The following is a 21054-nucleotide window of genomic DNA, read 5'->3' as shown; positions in this document are numbered from 1 at the left end:
CGGCCGCGCGACCCAGGATCACCGGACACCGTCAGGTTCTGACGGCCCACTTTCCGCGGACAAGGGAAAACAGGGATGAGTCACAGGGTCGTCGTCATCGGCGCGGGCTTTGCCGGGCTGCAAGTCGTGCTTGGCCTGAAGGGCGCGGATTGCGCCATCACCCTGATCGACCAGCGCAACCATCACCTGTTCCAGCCGCTGCTCTATCAGGTGGCGACGACGCTGCTGGCCACTTCCGACATCGCCTGGCCGATCCGCGCGCTGATGCGCGAGCGAAAGGACGTCACCACGCTGCTGGCGACGGTGGAAGGCATCGACCGAGCCGCACGCGAAGTCGTCCTGAGGAATGGCGAGCGCGTGCCCTATGACACGCTGGTCATCGCCACCGGCGCCCGCCACGCCTATTTCGGCAAGGACCAGTGGGAAGCCGATGCGCCGGGCCTAAAGACGCTGGAGGATGCGACCACGATCCGCCGCCGCCTGCTGCTGGCCTTCGAACGCGCCGAACTGGCCGAGAACGAGGAACAGCGGCAAGCGCTGCTGACCTTTGCCGTCATCGGCGCCGGACCGACCGGGGTCGAACTGGTCGGCATCATCGCCGAACTGGCGCATCGCATCCTGCCGCGGGAATTCCGCCGCATCGACACCCGGCAATCACGCATCCTGCTGCTCGAGGCCGGGCCGCGCGTCCTGCCCGCCTTCAGCGACAAGCTCTCGGATTATGCGAAGCGCGCGCTGGAGCGGCACGGCGTCGAGGTAATGACCGGCGCCCCGGTCACCGAATGCTCGGATGGCGGGATCGTGCTGGACGGGCGCTTCATCTCGGCCCGCACGGTGATCTGGGCGGCGGGGGTCCAGGCCTCGCGCGCCAAGGACTGGCTGGGGGCCGAGGCGGACCGCGCCGGCCGCGTCGTGGTGACGCCCGAACTAACCCTGCCCGGCGATCCGGCGATCTTCGTCCTGGGCGACACGGCGCATGTCGAGTCAGGCGGCCAGTCCGTGCCAGGCGTGGCGCCCGCCGCCAAGCAACAGGGCAAGCATGCGGCCCGGACCATCCGTGCAAGGCTTGCGGGCAGGCAAGGGCCGGGGCCGTTCCGCTATCGCGACATGGGCAACCTCGCGACCATCGGGCGCAATGCGGCGGTGATCGAGTTCGGGCGCTTCAGGATGACCGGCTGGTTTGCTTGGTGGATCTGGGGAATCGCCCATATCTATTTCCTGATCGGCACCCGCTCGCGGCTGTTTGTCGCGCTGAGCTGGCTGTGGGTTTTCCTGTCCGGGCAGAACTCCGCCCGGCTCATCACCCAGAAGGAAACGCTCAAGGAAGCCGCGGACGAGGCGCACCGGGATCTATAAAAATTGGCCGTGCCGCTCAGGGCGCAACCCTAGCGTGTCTTCGATAGCTATCGCCCCCCGTGAGAGAGCCGATTTAAGCCAGCCGTCATTCGGGCATTCATGCCCGGATCGCCGCCCAGGCCATGTCGGCAATCACCCGTCGTGCGGCTGCAGCCACCAGGATCGCACGGTCCGCGCCCATCGCAAGCGCCGTCCGCAGCGTCTCGGCTGCCTGCTTCACACCGATCGAAACCGCGATCACCTCAGAGGCCTTCCCGGACTCCTTCAGGCGGATCGCCTCCTCAACCGCAATCTCGTCGAACGGGTTCATCGACATCCTGACGTTCGCAAGATCAACACCAGTGCCGTCAGACCTAACACGGGCCTTAACGTTGCAGTCAATCACACGCTTCAATGGCACGAGAACCTTCATCGGCCGCTCCCCTTTGGGTTCAGGCTCGCGACACGGTCCAGCGCCGCAAGCAGTTCCAGCCGCATCTGCGCGACAATATCTGCCAAAGGCTCGGTTCTGTGGACCGCGCCAAGGCTTTGCCCGACCGAAAGGACGCCCCGGCTGACATCGCCGGTTTCATAGGCGCGGCGGCCGATGATGCCGCTGATCAGCGGCATGAGATCGTCGATGGTCGCATCGGGTCGGGTGGTCTCAAGCTCATGCAGTTCGCGCATGGTATCATTGGCAAGCGCCCGCACCGTATTGCGGATCGTATGCATACCCAGCGCAGTGTCATTTTCGGTCGCGCGGATCAGCGCCTGTTTATAGGCGTCATGGGCCCAGATCTCATCCGCGACCAGAAACCTTGTGCCGACCACAGCGCCGGCACCGCCCATGGCAAGGATCGCCGCCACCTGTGCGCCGGTACCAACCCCGCCGCCGATCAGCCAGGGGATGTCGAGCCGCGCCCCGGCAAGCCCGGCATTGACAAAACTGCCGATGAGGTCCAGCCCGGGGTGACCGCCGCATTCCGCACCAACGATGGTAACCGCATCGACACCGATTTCCTGCGCCTTGACAGCATGGCGCAGGCTGGCAACCTTGTGCAGCACCCTGATGCCCGCCGCGCGGGTAATCGGCAGATAGGCTGCGGGGCTGCGGCCCGAGGTTTCGATAAAGCGCACCCCCTCTTCGGCGACGAGGCGAAAGACCCCGGCCGTGCGGTCACTGTCAACCAGCTTGGGCAGCATCGAGATATTGACGCCAAACGGCAGATCCCCGGCCAGTTCCCGACAGCGGCGGATTTCATCACGCAGCGCCTGCGGATCGGGAAAGCTGGCTGCGGTGATAAAACCGATGATCCCGGCCTGCGCCGCCGCCGCGACATATTCGGCATTCGCAAGCCACATCAGCCCACCCGCAACAATGGGCAGGCGGGTGCCGAACAGGCGCGTGACGGGGGTATCAAATTCAGGCAGCGGCGCAGAGGGATAAGAAGGCACCGTCGGAAAAACCGGAAGGCGACGTTCACGGAATGCGCTGATGCCCTCGGCCGCCTCTGGACTGCCAAGTGCATGGGCCATCGCGGCCTTTTCCGCCTGAAGCTGATCGTCAAAGCCCTGATCAGAGGCACTGTCGAGCAGCGCGAGAATGGCCGATTGCGCCCCCCTTGCCCCCTGCGCCAGCTCCGAGGCCAGCCCCAGCGCCGCCTGCAAAGCCTGACCCGCAGGGACGAGACGGTTGATGACGCCCAGCTCGGCCAGTCGCCGCGCCGGAAAGCGCCCGCCCAAAAGCGCAAGTTCAGCCGCAGCCTGCGGCGGCAGAGCGCGCAAAAGCGAGGCCGTGCCGCCGCCATCCGGCACCAGCCCGGCCTTGACATAGGCCATCGACATATAGCTGTCTTCGGCGGCGACGATCAGATCGGCAGCCAGCGCGATCGAGGCCCCCGCCCCGGCCGCACCGCCCTCGATCGCCGCAATCACCGGCTTGGGGCAGCTGCGAATGCGCCGCACCAGCCGGTGCAACAGCTCGATCCGCGCCGCCCTTTCCGCAGGTGGCAGGGCCGCGCGCGTGGCCAGCTGGTTCAGGTCACCGCCGGCGCAGAAAAATCCCCCCGCCCCCTGCAGGACGATATTGGCAATCCCGGCATCGGCCAGCGCCAGATCCAGACCAGCATTCAGCCCGTCATAGATCGCGGGGCCAAGCACATTGCGCTTTTCCGGCACATTCAGGGTCAGCACCAGGGTCGCGCCATGGCAGGCAGAGAGCACCGGCGGGCGGGCGGCTGAATTCATCTGCGCCTCATCATGCGAAAGATGGCAGAGCCGGTCGCCAGCAGACGGCCGGTTTCATCGCGCAACTCGGCCTCAAGGAATTTCAGGCTGCGTCCACCGCCGGTCACGCGCCCCGTCGCAGAGACGCGCTGCCCCGCTGTGGCACCGGCGATGAAATTCACCGACAGCGTAACAGTCACGGCCGAGACATCCATATCCCCGGTCGCCTCGCGCAGCGCCACGCCGCAGCCGTTGTCGAGCAGCATCGACACAAAGCCGCCGTGCAGCACCCCCAGCCGGTTCAGATGCTGAGGCCCGACCTCAAGCGAGCACGAGCCCCCCTCGCCCCCCGGCGCGGCCACGACCGAGCGATAGCCCACCAGTTCGCTTGCGCCAGAGGCATCCACGGGCAGAAATTGCCCCTCGGCAGGGGGGCCGATCTGGGGATCGGCCATCACGCGGCCTCAGCGATAGGCTGCAGACGGATCATGCGCAGGGCGTGATCGTTACGATCCCCCAGCTGATGGTCGATCATCACCAGACGTTTGGCATAATGAGAGCCGGGATATTCCCAGGTCATGCCGATACCGCCATGCAGCTGGATCGCCTCTTCTGCGATCTTGCTGCCCATCCGGCCGATCAGGTTCTTGGCCATCGAGACGGTCCGCGCCTGCGCGGGCGTGCCATAGGCCGCGACCGCCGCAATGGTGATCGAACGGCATTGCTCGCGTTCGACGACCATATCGACAATCCGATGCTGAAGCGCCTGAAAGCTTGCCAGACTGCGGCCAAACTGTTTGCGCTGCCTGAGATAGTCGATGGTGATGTCGATCAGATGCGACATCGCGCCGACCGCCTCGGCGCAAAGCGCGATACGGCCAAGGTCCAGCGCATCCTCGATCAGCCCGCCACAGTCGGGCGACAGGCATTCAGCCCGCAACCCATCCAGAACGATATCGGCAATGCCGCCGCCGTCGATCATCGGCGCCGCAATCAGATCAGGCTGATTAACCAGGAACAGGCCAAGCGTGCTGCCGTCCGCCCCTGTGATACGAGCAGCGACCAGAACCAGATCGGCACCGGGCGCACCATAGACGGCGGATTTGCGCCCGCTTAGACGCCAGCCATCGCCCTCGGGCCGGGCCGAGGCGTCAAGGCAGAACAGATCGCATGCTGCCTGCGGTTCAAAAGCCGCCAGCGCCGCGCGGCTTTCGCCGCTGATCACCCGCCCGACCAGATCGGACCGGCCAAGCGCCGCAAGCAGGCGCAGACCAAGCAGCGTCCCCAGCATCGGCTCGGCGCACAAGCCCTGACCCAGCTCTTCAAAGATCACGGCAACGTCGTCGGCGGTACCGCCAAAGCCGCCCTGCTCCTCGGACACAAAGGCCCCGATCACGCCCAGTTCGGCAAGGCCTGACCAGACCTCGGGTGCATGAAAGGGTGCGGTAAAGGCTGCGCGGTTTCGCGTCTCGATATCGTAATTCGCGGCCAGAAAGCGGCGCAGTGAACCGGATAGAAGCTGATGGTCCTCGGACAGATTGAAATCCATCGGATCACTCCCTGAACAGTTCTTTGGCAACGATGTTGCGCTGGATTTCGTTGGAACCGCCAAAAATCGACAGCTTGCGGTGGTTGAAATAAACCGGCGCGGCCCGGGCTGCCTCGACAGGCACGGTCAGTTCGTTTTCGGACAACTCATCCGCTATCGGCGCCGCCTGCGCGCCCAAAGCCGAACGATAAAGGTCCTGCAGCGCCTGCCGGACCTGCGTGCCCTTGAGTTTGAGCAGAGAGCTTTCGACCCCGCCCGCAGCCCCGTCCCGGGCATTGGCAAGCATCCGCAGATTGGTGATGCGCAGGGCCTCAAGCTCTGCCTCGATCTCGGCCGCGCGCGCGGCATAAAGCGGGTTTTCAGACAGGCGCTGCCCATCGCGGATAATCTCGCGCGCCAACTGCCGGAAACGCTCAAGGTCCTTGGTGGCGAAACCGACGCCGGCGATATTCGTCCGCTCATGGGTGAGCAGATATTTCGCAATCGTCCAGCCCTGATTTTCCTGCCCCACCAGATTGGTCACGGGCACGCGGACATCGGTGAAAAAGACCTCGTTCACCTCATGCCCGCCATCGATCAGCTTGATCGGCCGCATCTCAATACCGGGGGTGTCGAGATCGACCAGAAGAAAGCTGATCCCCTCTTGCGGCTTACCCTCGGTCGAGGTCCGCACGAGGCAGAAGATCCTGTTGGCGTATTGGCCCAGCGTGGTCCAGGTCTTTTGCCCATTGATAACATAATGGTCGCCGTCACGAACCGCGCGGGTCCTCAGACTGGCAAGGTCCGAACCGGCCCCCGGCTCGGAATAGCCCTGGCACCACCAATCGCTGCCATCAAGGATGCGCGGCAGGATATCGCGCTTTTGCTGCTCGTTGCCAAAGCGGATCAGCACCGGACCCAGCATGTTCAGGCCAAATGCCGGCAGGCGCGGGGCACTGTGAAGCGCGCATTCCTCGGAAAAGATATGCCGCTCAACCGCGGACCAGCCGGGGCCGCCATACTCTTTCGGCCATGTCGCGGCCACCCAACCCTTTGCATGCAGGATCGCCTGCCAGCGCAGGATATCCTCGCGCCCCAGCTCTTTCCCGGCGGCAACTTTTTCGGAAATGTCGCGGGGCAGCTCTGTTTGCAGAAAGCTGCGCACCTCTTCGCGGAAGGCGCGTTCCTGCCCGGTGAATTCGAGATCCATCCGCTTACTCCTTGTTCAGATCGGCAAAGCTGCGCCCGCTGTGGGCGAGTTCGCGCAAAAGCGCAGGGACCTGCCAGTAATAGGCATCCTCCGCTGCATAGGTCTCGATCCGTTCGATCAGCGCCGCCGCGCCGATCCGGTCGGCATAGTTCAGCGGCCCACCCAGATGGCGCGGAAAGCCATAGCCGAACAGGAAAACCGCATCGACATCAATGGGACGTAGCGCGATCCCCTCTTTGACGACCCGGGCCGCCTCTGAAATCATCGCCGTCATATAGCGGGAAACGATCTCATCATCGGAAAAGGCCCGGGGGGTGATGCCCTTATCCGCCCGCTCGGCCTCGATCATCGCCGCGACCTCGGGGTTGGGCTCACGCGTTTTGTCATCGCCGTAAAGGTAGTAGCCGCGACCGGTCTTGCGTCCGAACCAGCCCCGTTCGCAAATGCGATCCGCAACCGCGACATAGCGTTCTTTGACGGGCCGGGTCGCCGCCTTGCGCTTGCGCGTCGCCCAGCCGATGTCCAGCCCGGCAAGATCGCCAACGGCAAAGGGACCCATGGCAAAGCCAAAATCCTCAAGCGCGCGGTCGATTTGCTGGAATGAGGCACCGTCGAGCAACATGTAATCCGCCGCCTTGCGGTAATGCGCAAGGATGCGGTTGCCGATGAACCCGTCACAAACGCCCGAGCGTACGGCCACCTTTTTCATCCGGCCCGCCAGCGCCAAAGCGGTCGCCACCACCTCGGGCACGGTTTTATCCGCAACCACGACCTCAAGAAGCCGCATCACATGGGCGGGCGAAAAGAAATGCAGCCCGATCACATCCTGCGGGCGCGAGGTCGCCGCCGCAATGGCGTTCACATCCAGATAAGAGGTGTTGGTACCAAGGACCGCGCCCGGCTTGCAGATCTGGTCAAGCCGACCAAAGATCCCGGTCTTGACCGCCATATCCTCATAAACCGCCTCGATGACCATATCGACATCCGCCAGCCCCTCAAGGTCCGCCGTGACGGTCAGCATCGCAAGCTGAGCGTCGCGCGCGGTCGCACTGACCTTGCCGCGCCTGACCGCATTATCGAGATTGCCCGCCACCGCCGCCCGTGCCGCCTCGGCACGGGCGGCCGCGGTTTCAACCAGGATGACGGGAATACCCGCCTGCAAAAGCGCGGTGGCAATGCCCGAACCCATGGTGCCGCCACCGATCACCCCGACCTGTCCGACAGGACGCGGGGTGGCCGAGGTCTCGGGGAAATGCCGCGCCACGCGCTCGGCATCAAAGGCATGGATCAGCCCCTGCCGGTCGGGACTGTCCATCAGTTCCAAAAACAGCGCACGTTCGGCCTTAAGACCCTCGGCGATGGGTTTTTCGGCATGTGCAATGGCCTCGACCGCCTTGATCGGCGCGGCCAGCGCCGGGCGCTTGCGCTGCAATTTCTCAATGGCCTGCCGGATTAGTTCAGGGTCGATCCGCGCCACGATCTGACCGGTGCGGCGGGTAGGCATCCCGCCCCGGGCCACCCCGGTCGCGGCGGCAAGCGCCGCTTCACGCGGAGAGCGGGTGTCGGTCCGGTCGAGAATGCCCAAAGCCGCGGCCTCATCCGTGCCGACCCGGCGGCCCGAAGAGATGATATCGACAGCTTCTTGCAGGCCGATCAGACGGGGCAGGCGCTGCGTGCCCCCTGCGCCGGGCAGGATGCCCAGCGTCACCTCGGGCAGGCCAAGCTGCGCACCGGGCAGGCCGATACGGGCATGGCAGGCAAGCGCCAGCTCAAGCCCACCGCCAAGCGTCGTGCCATGGACCACGGCGATCACCGGCTTGGCGCTGGCCTCGATCTGGTCCAGCACATCGGGCAGGCGCGGCTCTTGCGGAGGTTTGCCAAATTCCCGGATATCCGCCCCTGCCGAAAGACACCGGCCGGTTCCGTAAACCGCGATCACACGCACCGCCGGGTCATTGTTCAGCGCCGCGACTGCATCCGAAAGACCCTTGCGCAGCGCCGCACCCAACGCGTTGACCGGCGGGTTATCCAGCCCGATCAGGCCGACGCCGTTTTCGATGCTGACAGAGACGGGATCATTACCTGCCTTGGTCATCATCCCCTCCGTCAGCTCACGCGCTCGATGACCATGGCGATGCCCTGCCCGACCCCGATGCACATGGACAGACAGGCATAGCGGCCGCCCGTCCGCTCAAGCTGGCGCATCGCGGTCAGGATGATCCGCCCGCCCGAGGCACCCAGCGGATGCCCGACCGCAATCGCGCCGCCATTGGGGTTCAGCCGGCTGTCAGAGGGATCAAGGTCGAGCTGGCGGCAGCAGGCCAGCACCTGGCTGGCAAAGGCCTCGTTGATCTCGATCAGGTCCATGTCCTTCATGGTCAGGCCCGCACGCTCAAGCGCCTTTGGCACCGCAAAGGCGGGACCGATCCCCATGATGCGGGGCGGCACACCTGCGATAGCGCCGGAAACGATGCGCGCACGCGGTTTGGGTCCCAGATCGCGCGCGCCGATCATCAGCGCCGCCGCCCCGTCATTGACGCCCGAGGCATTGGCGGCGGTCACGACGCCGCCCGCAAACAGGGGCTTCAACGCCGCCATCTTTTCCTGTGTCGTCTCGGGCCGGGGATGCTCGTCCGCATCCACCACCGTCACACCCTTGCGCCCTGCAATCTCGATCGGCTGGATCTCATCACGAAAGAAGCCTTCGGCACGGGCAGCCTCAAATTTCTGCTGGCTGCCATAGGCAAAGGCATCGCATTCCTCGCGGCTGATCCCGTATTCGGCGGCCAGGTTGTCGGCGGTCTGCGGCATGCTGTGATCGCCGAATTGCGCGGCAAATTCCGGGTTCGGAAAGCGCGAACCGATGGTAGAGTCAAATATCGGCTGCTGGCGATGCCAGGGCGCGGGTGCCTTGCCCAGAATAAAGGGGGCGCGGGTCATGCTTTCGGTACCGCCCGCGACGTAAAGCCCGGCCTCGCCCAAAGTAATCGAACGCGCAGCATCAAGCGCCGCCGCCATCCCCGAGCCGCAAAGCCGGTTCACCGTCAGCCCCCCGGCCTCTGTCCGGATGCCCGACAGCAAGCCGACGAAACGCGCCACGTTACGGCTGTCTTCACCCGACTGGCAGACGTTGCCCAGAATGACATCCTCGATCTGCCCGACCGGCAGGTCCGAACGTGCAACAAGCGCCCGGATCACCTGCGCCGCCAGATCATCGGGCCGGATCGCCGAAAGCGCGCCGGCATGACGACCGAACGGACTGCGCAGCCCGTCATAAATATAACCCTGCAGCATCAAGCTATTCCTTCTGTTCAAGCTGGTCGCGGAAATGGTCCAGCAGCTTGCTTTTCAATATCTTTCCGGTCACGGCCTGCGGTACGGCATCGGCGATGACGATGCGCGCAGGCACCTTGTAGGGCGCCAGCCGTTCACGCAGCCAGTTGCGCAGCTCGGCCTCGGTCACTTCGGATTGAGTGGTGACAAAGGCGATCACATCCTCGTCACCGTCACGCGCCCGGCCAACCACCGCGCTAAGGGAAACCGCGGGGTGCAGGCTCAGCACCGCCTCGACCTCGGGCGGATAGACGTTAAAGCCGGAATGAACGATCAGCTCTTTCAGCCGCCCGACGATATGGATCGCCCCGTCGGGGTCCTGACGGGCAAGGTCGCCCGTGCGCAGAAAACCATCCCCGGTCAGCGTTGTGCGGGTGGCCTCGGGGTTGCGGTAATAGCCCTTCATCACGTTGGGGCCGCGCACCCAAAGCTCGCCCACGCCATGTTCATTCGGATCATGGACGCGCACCTCGGTCCCCGGTGCGGCCAGCCCGACCGAAGTGTCGCTGCGCGGGCTTTCGATCCGCGTGGTGGCGATACCGGGCGAGGCCTCGGTCTGGCCATAGCCGTTGTGCAGCGGCAAGCCAAAGACCCGTTCGACCCGCTGCTTGATACCCAGATCCAATGGCGCTCCGCCCGCATAGATATAGCGCAGCCTGCGATGTTCGAGCCGCTCGACGCCCAGTTCCGAAAGCCGGCGCAGCAAGGCAGCAAAAACCTGTGGCACTGCGGGCAGGATCGTCACATCCTCGCGCAGGCATTCCAGCACCGTATCCGCATCAAAGCGCGGCATGGCAATGATGCGCGACCCCTTTGACAGCGCCGCAAGGAAAACCGAGGTCAGCCCAAAGATATGGGTGCCGGGCAGCAGCGCCAGCGTGACATCCCCATCCGAGATGCGGCGCAGCGTGGATGAGGTCTGGGCCGTGAACAGCAGGTTTCCATGGCTTAGCATCACCCCCTTGGGTTCGCCCACCGTGCCGCTGGTATAGATCAGGATCGCGGTTTGCCCCGGACCTTCCTCAACTGGTTCGGGCACGGCATCGCGCAGAGGTGAAACCAGCAGTTCGCCACAATCCAGCCGACCCAGCGAAATACCCCCCATCCGCGCGGCATGGCCGCGCGCGGCGGGGGAAACCTCTGGGGTGTAGATCGTGCAGCGGATATCGGCGACCTGGGCAAGCCGGTCGACCTCGGCCGCTGTCAGCCGCGCATTGGCAAGCAGCGTCCACGCATCCAGCCGCCCCAGGGCCAGCGTGGCGGCAAGATAGGTGACACTGTTCTCGCTAAGCAGCATGACGCGGTCACCGGGGCGTATCCCATAGCCGGAAAGGCGCGCGGCCATATCCTCGACCAGACGGGACAGATCGGCATAGGTGTAATCCACGCCGTCGTGATCGGTGATCGCGACATGCGACGGATCCCCCTTTTGCAGCAATTCATGGATACGCCTCACGGTCTCCCCCTGTCTGCGATCCGTCATGTGAGCCGGGCAGCGGTGGCCAGCCACCTGCACCCCACGCCGGATTCCCCTTTCCGGCCCGCATCGCCGCAAAGGCACCCGCCTTGAGGCAATTGGATTGATCAAATTTGCGAACCATTGTTTCGCATAGCGAGCAGTATTCATCCAAAATGCGTCGCGTCAAGCCCCTATCACGTGACTTTCGTACGCCACTGCCCGATCAGCAGGGATGCCGGTCAGGGCGTCAGCGCAGTATAAATTTTGCGAAATAGCCGTTTGCTTTGCGAAAGGCCTTGTTTGAATAGCCGGTCTTCGAGATGATCAGCAGATCAATCATTCAGCCTGTGACAGGATTCATGACCGAAGATCTGATGCAAGATGACACCGAATCCGGGGACCGTCAGTTCGTCACCGCCCTTGCCCGCGGCCTGGACATCCTGGGCTGCTTTAAGCCGGGGGACCGATTCCTGTCGAATCACGAAATCACGCGTCGCACCGGACTGGCGCGGCCGACCGTCTCGCGGCTGACTTATACGCTGACCCGGACCGGCCACCTGATCCGCGACAACAATAGCGGCGAATACCGGCTTAGCCCCAGGGTGCTGCAGCTGGGCTTCAGCGTGCTGGCCGCGACCAGCATTTCCGAGCGATTCTCAGCCGAGATGGAGGCGCTGTCCATGGGGCCGAACCCCTATGTCACCGTATCCCTGGGTGAACGGGCCGGTACCCGCGCCATCATTCTGGCCGCCCGTCGCTCACATCAGGCAGTATCGCTTTCGATGGAGGTTGGCGCGCGGCTGCCGCTGTTCTACTCGGCCATCGGACGCGCGATGCTTGCCAGCGTGACAGCGGATGAGCGTGAGGAAATCCTGGCACAGGGCATCCGCGAATTTCCCGGTCAGCGCCAGCGCATGGAAGAAGGCGTCCGCGATGCGCTGCGGGATTTTGAGACTTACGGCTATTGCACCAGCTTTGGCGGCTGGCGCCCTGAAATCAACGGCATCGCCGCACCGCTGCGTTCAATCGACGGCACCACGGTCTATGGCGTCAATACCGGGGGACCTTCATTCCTCGTCTCACCCGAAGAGCTGCACGAACATTATGGCCCCCGCCTGCTCGATATCGTGGCCAGCGTCAGTCGAACCTGACGTTCGCAGAAGCGAACCCGTATCACACCCGCGCGAAAGCACAACCCGGCCAGATGCGCGGCCCGGGGCGGGAAAATTCATGTCGCCGCGGGGTCAAAAACGGTTTCGTCCTCCATCAGTCGAATATTCTATCTCGTTCGCATTGCGAAATGATGGTTCATTATTATTGACAAGCTCTCTCACCCGTGCGATGCCGATGACAGAAGGCTGCATCAGCATTCGGAGGCTGCTGACCAGACGGGCTGACCGCCCTGCGCCAGCGCCCCATAGGAGGGTTTACCGCTGATGCAGTGCAGCGCTGTGGGGACCGCGCTGCCAATCGAACGCATACGGACGAAGCTGACAGGCAGCCTGCGGGTGCCGGCTTCCACAGGTATGCGTCCAATCAGGAAATAGGTGAGGAGGATCAGATGATTGCAAGAATGATATCTTCAGTCCTGGCACTGACGCTTGGGCTGGGCGCTGCAAATGCCGATGAGCTGATCATCGGATCGCAAATTCCGCTGACAGGCAGCGCCGCCCGGGCCGGCATGGGCATGAACGAAGGTATCCAGGTCGCCGCCAAGGTCTTTAACGAGACGAATGGCAAGCACACCGTCAAGGTCATCACCATCGACGACGAAAGCCAGCCTGCCAAAGCGGTGGCCGCCATCGAGCGGCTGAATGCTCAGGGCGCGCTGGCCTTTACCGGCGGATATGGCTCAAACATCATCGGCCCGGCCTCGGACGCGGCCGAGCGGCTGGGCAAGGTCTATATGACCTCGGGCGGCGTCGCGACCGAACTGTCCCAGCGCGGCCTTAAAACCTTTTTCCGCATCAGCAACGCCACGGGCTATGCCAAGGCGCTTGCCGGTCTGTCCGATACGCTGGACCTGCAATCCTTTTCGCTGATCTATTCGACGCGCGAATCCACCGCAGAGGTGGCCAAGCTGCTGGAAGAGATCTGGACCGCCGAGGGCAAAAAGGTGACGCTGCATCCCTTTGATCCCTCCATCGCCGATTTCAAGCCGGTGCTGCACAAGATCAAGCTGCAGGATCGCCCCGAGGCGATTGCGATGGTCGGCTATGAAAACGACTATGTCGGCATCATCCGCGCCGCCAAGGTGCTGAAACCCGATGCCAAGGCCATCATGGGCACCTGGTCCCTGGCGACACCCAAGATGTGGCAGGACTTTCCCGACCTGATGAACAACGTCTATGGCACCGCCCCCCTGCCCTATCCGGCGCAGTTCAACACGCCCGAAGAGCAGACCTTTGCCGAGGCCTATAAGGAAATGCACAACAAAGAGCCCGACTACCTTGGCATCTTTGGCTATGTGCAGGGGCTTTTGCTGTTCAACGCCGTGGCAGAGGCCTATGACGCCGGGACGCTGAACAGCGGCGGTGTACAGGATGCCCTGCGCAAGACCGAGCATGACACGCTGATCGGCAAGGTCATTTTTGACGAATCCGGTGACAATACCAACTTCGCCCACCGGATGGCACAGCATCAGGACGGCGCTGTCGCCATTGTCTGGCCCAAGGAAAGCGCCACCGCCGAGGCAAGATTCCCTGCTGTCCCCTGGTAAGCATCCGCAGCGCGCCGCCCCCTGGCTTGCGGCGGCGCGGCCCTTTCAATTCCAGGAAATGCTGAATGTTCGATCTCGTCGCACAATCCGTGTTCTCGGGGCTGTTGGCCGGTGCCTATTACGCACTGATCGCCCTGGGGCTGGCGCTGGTCTTTGGGACCATGCGCATCATCAACCTTGCCCATGGCGAACTGGTCCTGCTGGCGGGCTATATCGCCTATACCGCTGAAAGCCGCTTTGGTCTTGATCCGCTGGCCGCACTGCCGGCCGCGATCATCATCGTCGCGCTGACCAGCGTGATCATCTATCTGCTGCTCACCAGAATTCGGGTCGACCGCGAGATCAACTCACTGATCCTGACCTTTGGCATCGCGATCATGCTGACAAACGGCATCCTGATGATCTGGTCGGCTGATATCCGTTCGACAACCTCCGGCTGGTATCTCGACTCGATCATCATCGGCGACACGCTGTTTGCCATGAACACCGAGATCCTGTTTGCGGTCATCGGCGTGCTCGTCGTGGGCGCGGTATGGTGGTGGCTGTCCAAAAGCTGGTATGGTCGGGCGCTGCGCGCCGTCTCGTCCAACCGAGACGCGGCAAAACTGATGGGCATCGACCCACGCACGACAGAAATCCTTTCCTTTGCCGTCGCCGGCCTGCTGGCGTCGATTGCAGGGATTGCGCTTTACAGCGGTAAGGTGATCGAACCTTCGCTGGGTCATTCGCTGACCATCAAGGCTTTCATCATCACCGTACTTGCCGGTCTGGGGTCGGTCCCGGGCGTGCTGATCGGCGCCGTGCTGATCGGGGTCGCCGAAAGCCTGACCGCGACGCTGTGGTCCTCGGCGTTGCAGGGCCTCGTCTCGATGCTGTTGTTCCTGATCGTACTGCTGGTCATGCCCTCGGGCCTGTTTGGCCGCACCAGGAGGCGTGGATGATGAAATATCTTTCCCTGATCATTATTCTGGCCGGTGCTTATCTGGCCGTTCCTCTGCAGTTTGGCGGCAACGATTACGTCATCGGCATCGTCGTCTCGGCCCTGACCATCGCCGGCATCGCCGTGGCATGGGCCATGCTTGGCAACCTTGGCGGCATGATCTCATTTGGTCATTCGGCTTTCTTCGGGGTCGGCGCTTACGGTTCGGCCCTGCTTGCGATGAACGCGGGGCTGCCGGTCTTTCCCTCGATCCTTGCGGGGGGTGTCATCGCCGGGGTCGTCTCGATCCTGACCATGCCGACGCTGCGCCTGCGCGGGCCCTATTTCGCGCTTGCCATGCTGGCCTTTGCCGAGATCTTTCGCATTCTCGCGATCGAGATGCGCTGGCTGACCAACGGTTCGGGCGGGCTCTTGTCGATCCCGCGCCTGCCGACGGTATTTGGCTTCGACTTTGGCTCGCGTCTGGGGGGATATTTCGTCGTCCTGACCCTGGTCCTGCTGACCGTATTTGTCTATTGGCTGATCCGTAACCGCCCCGAAGGGCTGGCCCTGCGCGCCATGCATGACAGTGAGGATGCGACGCTGGTGGTCGGGGTCAACGCGACCCGTCTCAAGGCGGCGGTTCTGGTCGTCTCGGCCTTTCTGACCGGGATCATGGGGGCGTTTAACGCCCATTACATTAACTTTCTTGAACCCGATTACGCCTTCAACGGCAGCTGGACGACGCTTGCCATCGTTGCGGCGATCTTTGGCGGCTACAAGACGCTGTGGGGGCCTGTCGCCGGCGCTTTGATCGTCTATCTGGTCGATCAATTCGTCTTCAAGGCGATCATGCCCTCGGGTCACCAGCTTATCCTTGGCGGCCTGCTTGCGGCCATTGTCATCTTCTCGCCCAGCGGGCTGTTGCCCTGGCTGGCCAGTCGCTTCAGGAAGGAGGCCGGCGATGCTGCTCACCCTTGATCATGTGACGGTGGCCTTCGGCGGCCTCGTGGCAGTCTCGGATGTCAGTTTCTCGGTCTCCGAGCATGAGGTGCTGGGACTGGTCGGGCCGAACGGCGCAGGAAAAACGACCCTGTTCAACGCGATCTCGGGTCTGGTCCGGCCCAGCAAGGGCAAGATGACCTTCTGCGGCCATGACCTGACCGGCATCCCGATCCACAAGCGTGCGCGGATCGGGATCGGCCGCGCCTTTCAGGTGCCACAGCCCATGCATGAGCTGACGGTACGGGAAAACCTGATCGTCGCACAGCATTTCGGCACCGGGCACAGCAACCCCGGAAAGATCGACGAAATCCTTGATCTGACCCGACTGGGTCACAAGGCCAACCGCGACGCCGCCAGTTCGCTGGCCCTGACCGAGCAAAAGGCGCTGGAGGTCGGCAAGGCCCTGGCCACCAACCCCCGGATGCTGATGCTGGACGAGGTGCTGGCCGGGCTGGAAACGAACGGCAAACGCGCCTTCATGCAGACGCTGGACGACGCGCGCCAAAGGTTCGGCGTCGCGCTGCTGATGGTCGAACATGATATCGAGACCATCTCGAACACCTGCCAGCGCGTTCTTGTGCTGAACTTTGGCAAGCTCATCGCCGATGGCAGCCCGGAAGAAGTCTTCCGCAACCCCGAAGTGATCAGGAGTTATACCGGTGGCGAAACTGCTTGAAATCGACAAGGTCCGGGCCGGTTATGACGCGATCAACGTGCTGTGGGACATCTCGCTGACAGCCGAAGAGGGCAAGCTGACCTGCATTCTTGGCCCGAACGGCGGTGGTAAGACCACGCTGATGCGGGCGATCATGGGGCTGATCCCGCTGCGTCAGGGTGCAATCCGGTTCGGGGGCAAGGACATCTCGAATGTGCCGACATGGAATCTGGTCGCGGATGGGCTGACCATGATCCCCGAAGGCCGGATGATCTTTCGCGACATGACGGTCGAGGACAATCTGCTGATCGGCGGCTTTACCCGGCGCTGCCGGGCAAACGCGCGGGCCAATCTTGAGATGGCCTACAGCACCTTCCCCCGCCTGAAAGAGCGCCGGCACCAGCTTGCCAGCTCGCTTTCGGGCGGAGAGGCGCAGATGCTTGCCATGGGCCGCGGATTGATGGAGGAACCAAAGCTGATCCTTGTCGATGAGCCCTCTCTGGGCCTCTCTCCGCTTCTGACCGATGAGGTCATGGCGATCCTTGAACAGCTTAAGGCGCAGGGCCGTACCATCATTCTGGTCGAGCAAAACACCCATAAGGCACTGAAAATCGCCGATCATGTCTATCTGGTCCGTGGCGGCAAGGTCGTGCTCTCCGAACGGAAAGAGGATGTGGACATGGACCGGCTGCACGATCTCTATTTCGCCCGTGACGTCGCAGCCAACCGGCAGGACGCCTGAGCCCGCGATCAAAGGAGCCTATGTGGATAGAGGTTTCATGCAGCGCCTGAAGGACGGGCCTGATGGCTGCTGACGTCCGACCCCGTCCGACCCGGACCCGCCGCCCCCCCGACCGGGGCAGGATCAGCGCCATCATCCTGATCACGCTGATCTTTTCGGTTCTGACCGAGGTGCTTTTTCCCTCGGTGGTGCTGCGCAACCTTTCACGCGGGCTGCTTGTCGCATATCTGCTGCTGGAATGGCCCGGCATCCAGCGCAATGGCCGGGTGATGCTTGCCATAGCGGGTATGCTCACCATCGCGGCAATCGCCGCCGGGGCCGAGCTAAGGGCAGCGGGGCAGGCGCTGGATCAGGGCGCATTCTTTGCCACTTTCTTTGCCAACCAGTTCTTTTTGCGAGAACCGGCCCGCAGCTCGGTTCTTGTGCGGCGTTGCGCGTCCTTTTTCATCGACCAGCCCCCGGCGCGCCGTTACGGCCTGCTGACCATCGGCGGCTATCTTTTCGGCATTATCCTGAACCTTGGCGTGTTAAGCCTGTTGGGCCTGATGATCCGGCAGCGCAATTCGCTGGCTGCGGCGGGCGGTAATGATGAATTGCGGCAGGTTCGGGAACGGAGGATGCTTCTGGCGCTGCTGCGGGGGTTTTCGGCAACGCCGCTCGCCTCTCCGCTATCCATCGCCATGGCGGTGCTTTTGTCGGTCCTGCCCGGTCTGGAATGGGTCCAGCTGCTTTTGCTGGGCCTGACCACCGCCGCGATCCTGCTGACATTCGGCTGGGTGATCGACCGGATCACCGCACCCCGGCATCTGGCGCATCTGGTCCCTCCGGCCAGAGGCCATCGCGATCCTGCGGCCTTGGTTGGGCTGGTGACGCTGGTCCTGTCGGTCTTTGGGCTGGCAGTCGTTATTGAAACCACCGCCAGCCTGCCCCTGAACCGCGCGGTTCTGGTCGCCCTGCCCCTTGCCGGCATGGCGTGGCTTGGCTGGCAATACCGCCATTTCCGCCCCGTTACCGGAGGACGGCTGGTCGGCAGGCGCCTTGTGCGCGAAGGCGCGCGCGTCTTTCCCCGCTACCGGACCGAAATCGCAATTCTTTCGTCAGCGGGGTTCATCGGTACGATGCTTTCGGCACTGGTACCGCCCCCGGTTCTGGGGGCGGCCCTGACAGGCTATGCGCCGGGCGGTTTGCTGATGCCCGCATTCTTTATGCTGCTGGTCATATTGCCCGCACTTGTGGGGATGAACCCGATCATGACGGTGACGATCCTTGGCGCGGCGCTTGCTGCCGCACCCGCGACCGGGCTGCCGACCGTGGTTCTGGCACTGGCGCTGATCTCGGGCTGGGCGCTGGCGATCAACACCTCACCCCTGACCGCCTCATCAATGGTGCTGGCTGATATGGTCAACCGCACACCGCAAGAGGTCACGCTGCGCTGGAACGGGCGTTTCGCATTGGCTGCCTATGTCCTGCTGTCGGGCTGGTTCGCGCTGCTCGTCGTGATCCTGCGCAGTCAGGGCCTTTGATCAGCCAGAACGATGCCCACACGCCCGTTGACGCAGTGCTGATCGACGCCGGGTGGCACGGCCCCGCCTGTTGCGAGGGCGAGCCGCTGACCGATCATCGCAATGCGCCCGTCGCGGATCGCCACAAAGCTGCCGGGCTGCTCATCCCCGGCCAGAATGACGCGCCCCGTCAGAACCGTATCGAATTCAGCCATGCTCTCTCTCCATGGCTGAATTATGAAGAGGTCACGGGTTCTTGATATATCCCAAAAGGTGCGCACGAGATGCGAGATGAATCCGGTCACCTGACCGGATGGCGCGCAAAGCGATGGCGCGGGGTTGGTCAGGCCTCGCCCGCCTCGTCCATCGAATGGGTCATGGCGTCGGCAAATTTCCGCATCAGACGGACCAGCTCATCGACCTCGCCCGGCTCCCAATTGGCAAAGGCGGCCATGGCGATACGTTCGCGGGCCGCGTCGATCTTGTCGGTCATCTCTTTGCCCTTGGCGGTCACGACCGCCTTGTTGACGCGCCTGTCGGTCGGGCTTTGCCGCCGCTCGACCAGCCCAAGGCTTTCAAGTTTCGACACCTGACGGCTGACGGTCGTGTAGTCCCGCCCCACCCCGTCGGCCAGTTCGACAACCCCGATCGGGCCGCGCCGCTCGATCCCGACCAGCAGCGGAAACAGCGCCCGGTCCAGCGAAATCCCGGCCTGCCGCGTCAGCGCCTCATCGCGCTGGGGCTGGTTCATCAGCGTGGCGATATCAACAAGCGCCTCATGCAGATTGCGGATCTGACTCTTAATATGTGTATTTTGCATATTTTTCATTGACATCGCACTTACCATCCATTTATGTGCGTAATACACATATGGAGAGAGAAATGGCAAACGAATATGCCGCAGATGTGCTCATCTGCGGTGCGGGGGCGGCTGGCCTGACGCTGGCCATCGACCTTGCGCGCCGCGGTGTGAGCTTTCGCCTTATCGACAAGCTGGCGCAGCCTTTCCCCGGCTCGCGCGGCAAGGGCATCCAGCCGCGCACGCAAGAGATTTTCGAGGATCTTGGCGTGCTAGACCGGCTGGTCGCAGCGGGCGGGATCTATCCGCCGATACGCGATCATCGCCCCGATGGCAGCTTTGCCGAGATCAGCCCGGTCGAGCTGCAAGGGCCGACTCCGGCCGAGCCCTATCACCTTGCCCTGATGGTCCCGCAATTCCTGACCGAGGCGGTCCTGCGCCAGCGATTGGCGGAACTGGGTCGCCATGCAGAATTCGGCTGCAAGCTCATTGCGTTGCGGCAGGACGCGGACGGGGTCACTGCCGACCTGATCAGTGCCAAAAGCGATGAAACTGCGCGCTTTCGCTATCTGGTCGGCACGGACGGCGGGCGCAGCTTTGTGCGGCAGGCGCTTGATATCGCCTTTCCGGGCCGCACGCTGGGCGCGCGGGCCATGGTCGCGGATGTGGCGCTGACCGGGCTTGATCGCACGGCATGGCACCGCTTCAACGGCGACGACAAGGAACGGATGCTGATGGCCTGTCCGCTGGCCGGAACCGACCTCTTTCAGATCCAGGCCCCGATCCCGGCCGAGGGTGGGGCCGACCTGTCAGCAGAGGGGATCGAGCGGATGTTTCTGGACCGCACTGGTCGGGCGGACATTCGCATCACCGCCGTCAACTGGGCCTCGGCCTATGCAATGAACGCACGGCTGGCCGAGCATTACCGCGTCGGGCGCGTATTTCTGGCCGGAGACGCCGCCCATATCCATCCGCCAACCGGTGGGCAGGGTCTGAACACCAGCGTGCAGGATGCCTATAACCTGGGCTGGAAACTGGCTGCGGTGCTGGGTGGGGCGGACGACACGCTGTTGGACAGCTATGAGGCCGAGCGGCGACCGGTGGCCGAGGGGATGCTGGGCCTTGCCACGCGGCTGCTTAGGGAAAGCCAAAGCGGTGGGATGCGGCGCGGGCGCGAGGTGCAGCAGCTTGATATCGGCTACCCGGACTCTGCGCTCATCCCCGACCTGCCGCCACGCAAGGGCACGCTTCGGCCCGGCGAACGTGCTCCGGATGCGCCGGTCATGGGCGCGGCGGGCCAGCCGTCGCGGCTGTTCCACTGGTTCCGCGGACCGCACTGGACGCTGCTGGTCCATGGGGCCACGGGGGTCGCGCCAACCCCGCGCGCCGGGCTGCATATCCACCACATCGGCCCGCAGGGCGATCTGATTGATCACGACGGACATGTCCGCGCGGCCTACGGGCTTGCCCAGGGCGAGGCGGCACTGATCCGCCCTGACGGCTATATCGCAGCGATCCTGCCCGCGGTAAGCGAGGCGACAGCGCAGCTTGAGACATTTCTTAACCGCATGGGCCTGACCCCTTGTCGTGGGTAACCCTGTAAGCGCCGGCCCCGCGCCCTG

At 63.5% G+C, this 21054-nt stretch carries 18 protein-coding genes and 1 pseudogene; 9 read left to right on the top strand and 10 right to left on the bottom strand.

From position 1 onward, the window contains the following. Positions 1-75 precede the first annotated feature (75 nt). Positions 76-1356, top strand: coding sequence for an NAD(P)/FAD-dependent oxidoreductase (locus F8A10_RS20685; protein ID WP_010399518.1), 1281 nt, complete (start codon positions 76-78; stop codon positions 1354-1356). Between the two features lie 145 nt (positions 1357-1501). On the opposite strand, the pseudogene F8A10_RS20680 reads toward F8A10_RS20685, so the two are convergent. From F8A10_RS20680 to F8A10_RS20645, 8 genes and pseudogenes are all read right to left on the bottom strand, one after another. Further along, positions 1502-1768, bottom strand: a pseudogene (locus tag F8A10_RS20680) (electron transfer flavoprotein subunit beta/FixA family protein); the annotation flags it as partial. Further along, entirely contained in the window at positions 1765-3582 is a 1818-nt protein-coding gene (locus tag F8A10_RS21865; RefSeq protein WP_152368368.1) for an oxepin-CoA hydrolase, alternative type, read from the bottom strand. The gene F8A10_RS21865 and the pseudogene F8A10_RS20680, both read right to left, overlap by 4 nt. Next, the gene (locus F8A10_RS20670) at positions 3579-4016 is read right to left on the bottom strand and encodes a PaaI family thioesterase (RefSeq protein ID WP_010399526.1); all 438 of its coding nucleotides are present in this window, start codon (positions 4014-4016) and stop codon (positions 3579-3581) included. Before F8A10_RS20670 ends, F8A10_RS21865 begins: the two co-directional genes overlap by 4 nt. Further along, a complete protein-coding gene (locus F8A10_RS20665) occupies positions 4016-5110 on the bottom strand; it encodes an acyl-CoA dehydrogenase family protein (RefSeq protein ID WP_010399528.1) in 1095 nt (364 codons plus the stop codon). The genes F8A10_RS20670 and F8A10_RS20665 overlap by 1 nt, the downstream gene beginning before the upstream one ends. Before the next feature lie 4 nt (positions 5111-5114). Beyond that, on the bottom strand, positions 5115-6299 hold the full coding sequence (locus tag F8A10_RS20660) for an acyl-CoA dehydrogenase family protein (RefSeq protein WP_085501556.1): 1185 nt from the start codon (positions 6297-6299) through the stop codon (positions 5115-5117). Positions 6300-6303: 4 nt separating this feature from the next. Further along, positions 6304-8397: a 3-hydroxyacyl-CoA dehydrogenase NAD-binding domain-containing protein gene (locus tag F8A10_RS20655; protein ID WP_152368367.1), complete on the bottom strand. Its 2094-nt coding sequence runs from the start codon at positions 8395-8397 to the stop codon at positions 6304-6306. 8 nt (positions 8398-8405) lie between these two features. Further along, positions 8406-9593 carry an acetyl-CoA C-acyltransferase gene (locus F8A10_RS20650; RefSeq protein ID WP_152368366.1) on the bottom strand — a complete coding sequence of 396 codons (1188 nt, stop codon included), beginning with the start codon at positions 9591-9593 and terminating at the stop codon, positions 8406-8408. 4 nt (positions 9594-9597) lie between these two features. Then, the gene (locus F8A10_RS20645; RefSeq protein WP_176224513.1) at positions 9598-11088 is read right to left on the bottom strand and encodes a class I adenylate-forming enzyme family protein; all 1491 of its coding nucleotides are present in this window, start codon (positions 11086-11088) and stop codon (positions 9598-9600) included. Positions 11089-11450: 362 nt separating this feature from the next. On the opposite strand from F8A10_RS20645, the gene F8A10_RS20640 reads away from it, so the two are divergent. From F8A10_RS20640 to F8A10_RS20610, 7 genes are all read left to right on the top strand, one after another. Further along, the gene (locus F8A10_RS20640; protein ID WP_193668355.1) at positions 11451-12242 is read left to right on the top strand and encodes an IclR family transcriptional regulator; all 792 of its coding nucleotides are present in this window, start codon (positions 11451-11453) and stop codon (positions 12240-12242) included. A 422-nt stretch (positions 12243-12664) separates the two neighbouring features. Next, positions 12665-13810 carry an ABC transporter substrate-binding protein gene (locus F8A10_RS20635; protein WP_227493544.1) on the top strand — a complete coding sequence of 382 codons (1146 nt, stop codon included), beginning with the start codon at positions 12665-12667 and terminating at the stop codon, positions 13808-13810. Positions 13811-13875: 65 nt separating this feature from the next. Beyond that, the gene (locus tag F8A10_RS20630; protein ID WP_085501562.1) at positions 13876-14751 is read left to right on the top strand and encodes a branched-chain amino acid ABC transporter permease; all 876 of its coding nucleotides are present in this window, start codon (positions 13876-13878) and stop codon (positions 14749-14751) included. Beyond that, positions 14748-15710 (top strand): branched-chain amino acid ABC transporter permease, encoded by a 963-nt coding sequence (locus F8A10_RS20625; RefSeq protein WP_406611841.1) that lies wholly within the window; start codon positions 14748-14750, stop codon positions 15708-15710. Before F8A10_RS20630 ends, F8A10_RS20625 begins: the two co-directional genes overlap by 4 nt. Beyond that, entirely contained in the window at positions 15697-16410 is a 714-nt protein-coding gene (locus F8A10_RS20620) for an ABC transporter ATP-binding protein (protein ID WP_085501617.1), read from the top strand. Before F8A10_RS20625 ends, F8A10_RS20620 begins: the two co-directional genes overlap by 14 nt. Beyond that, positions 16403-17131: an ABC transporter ATP-binding protein gene (locus tag F8A10_RS20615; RefSeq protein WP_152368417.1), complete on the top strand. Its 729-nt coding sequence runs from the start codon at positions 16403-16405 to the stop codon at positions 17129-17131. The genes F8A10_RS20620 and F8A10_RS20615 overlap by 8 nt, the downstream gene beginning before the upstream one ends. Before the next feature lie 62 nt (positions 17132-17193). Further along, positions 17194-18654, top strand: coding sequence for a hypothetical protein (locus tag F8A10_RS20610; protein ID WP_152368362.1), 1461 nt, complete (start codon positions 17194-17196; stop codon positions 18652-18654). On the opposite strand, the gene F8A10_RS20605 is transcribed toward F8A10_RS20610, so the two are convergent. Both F8A10_RS20605 and F8A10_RS20600 read right to left on the bottom strand, forming a co-directional pair. Then, positions 18642-18848: a hypothetical protein gene (locus F8A10_RS20605; protein WP_152368361.1), complete on the bottom strand. Its 207-nt coding sequence runs from the start codon at positions 18846-18848 to the stop codon at positions 18642-18644. The two genes, F8A10_RS20610 and F8A10_RS20605, sit on opposite strands and share 13 nt — an antisense overlap. Before the next feature lie 128 nt (positions 18849-18976). Further along, the gene (locus tag F8A10_RS20600; RefSeq protein WP_406611839.1) at positions 18977-19462 is read right to left on the bottom strand and encodes a MarR family winged helix-turn-helix transcriptional regulator; all 486 of its coding nucleotides are present in this window, start codon (positions 19460-19462) and stop codon (positions 18977-18979) included. Positions 19463-19515: 53 nt separating this feature from the next. On the opposite strand from F8A10_RS20600, the gene F8A10_RS20595 reads away from it, so the two are divergent. Continuing rightward, positions 19516-21027: an FAD-dependent oxidoreductase gene (locus F8A10_RS20595; RefSeq protein WP_152368359.1), complete on the top strand. Its 1512-nt coding sequence runs from the start codon at positions 19516-19518 to the stop codon at positions 21025-21027. The last annotated feature ends 27 nt before the right edge of the window (positions 21028-21054 follow it).

Source organism: Paracoccus kondratievae (assembly GCF_009301415.1).
Classification (GTDB): domain Bacteria; phylum Pseudomonadota; class Alphaproteobacteria; order Rhodobacterales; family Rhodobacteraceae; genus Paracoccus; species Paracoccus kondratievae.
The sequence above is the reverse complement of the archived record's forward strand: the minus strand, read 5'-3'. Positions and strand labels throughout refer to the sequence as shown.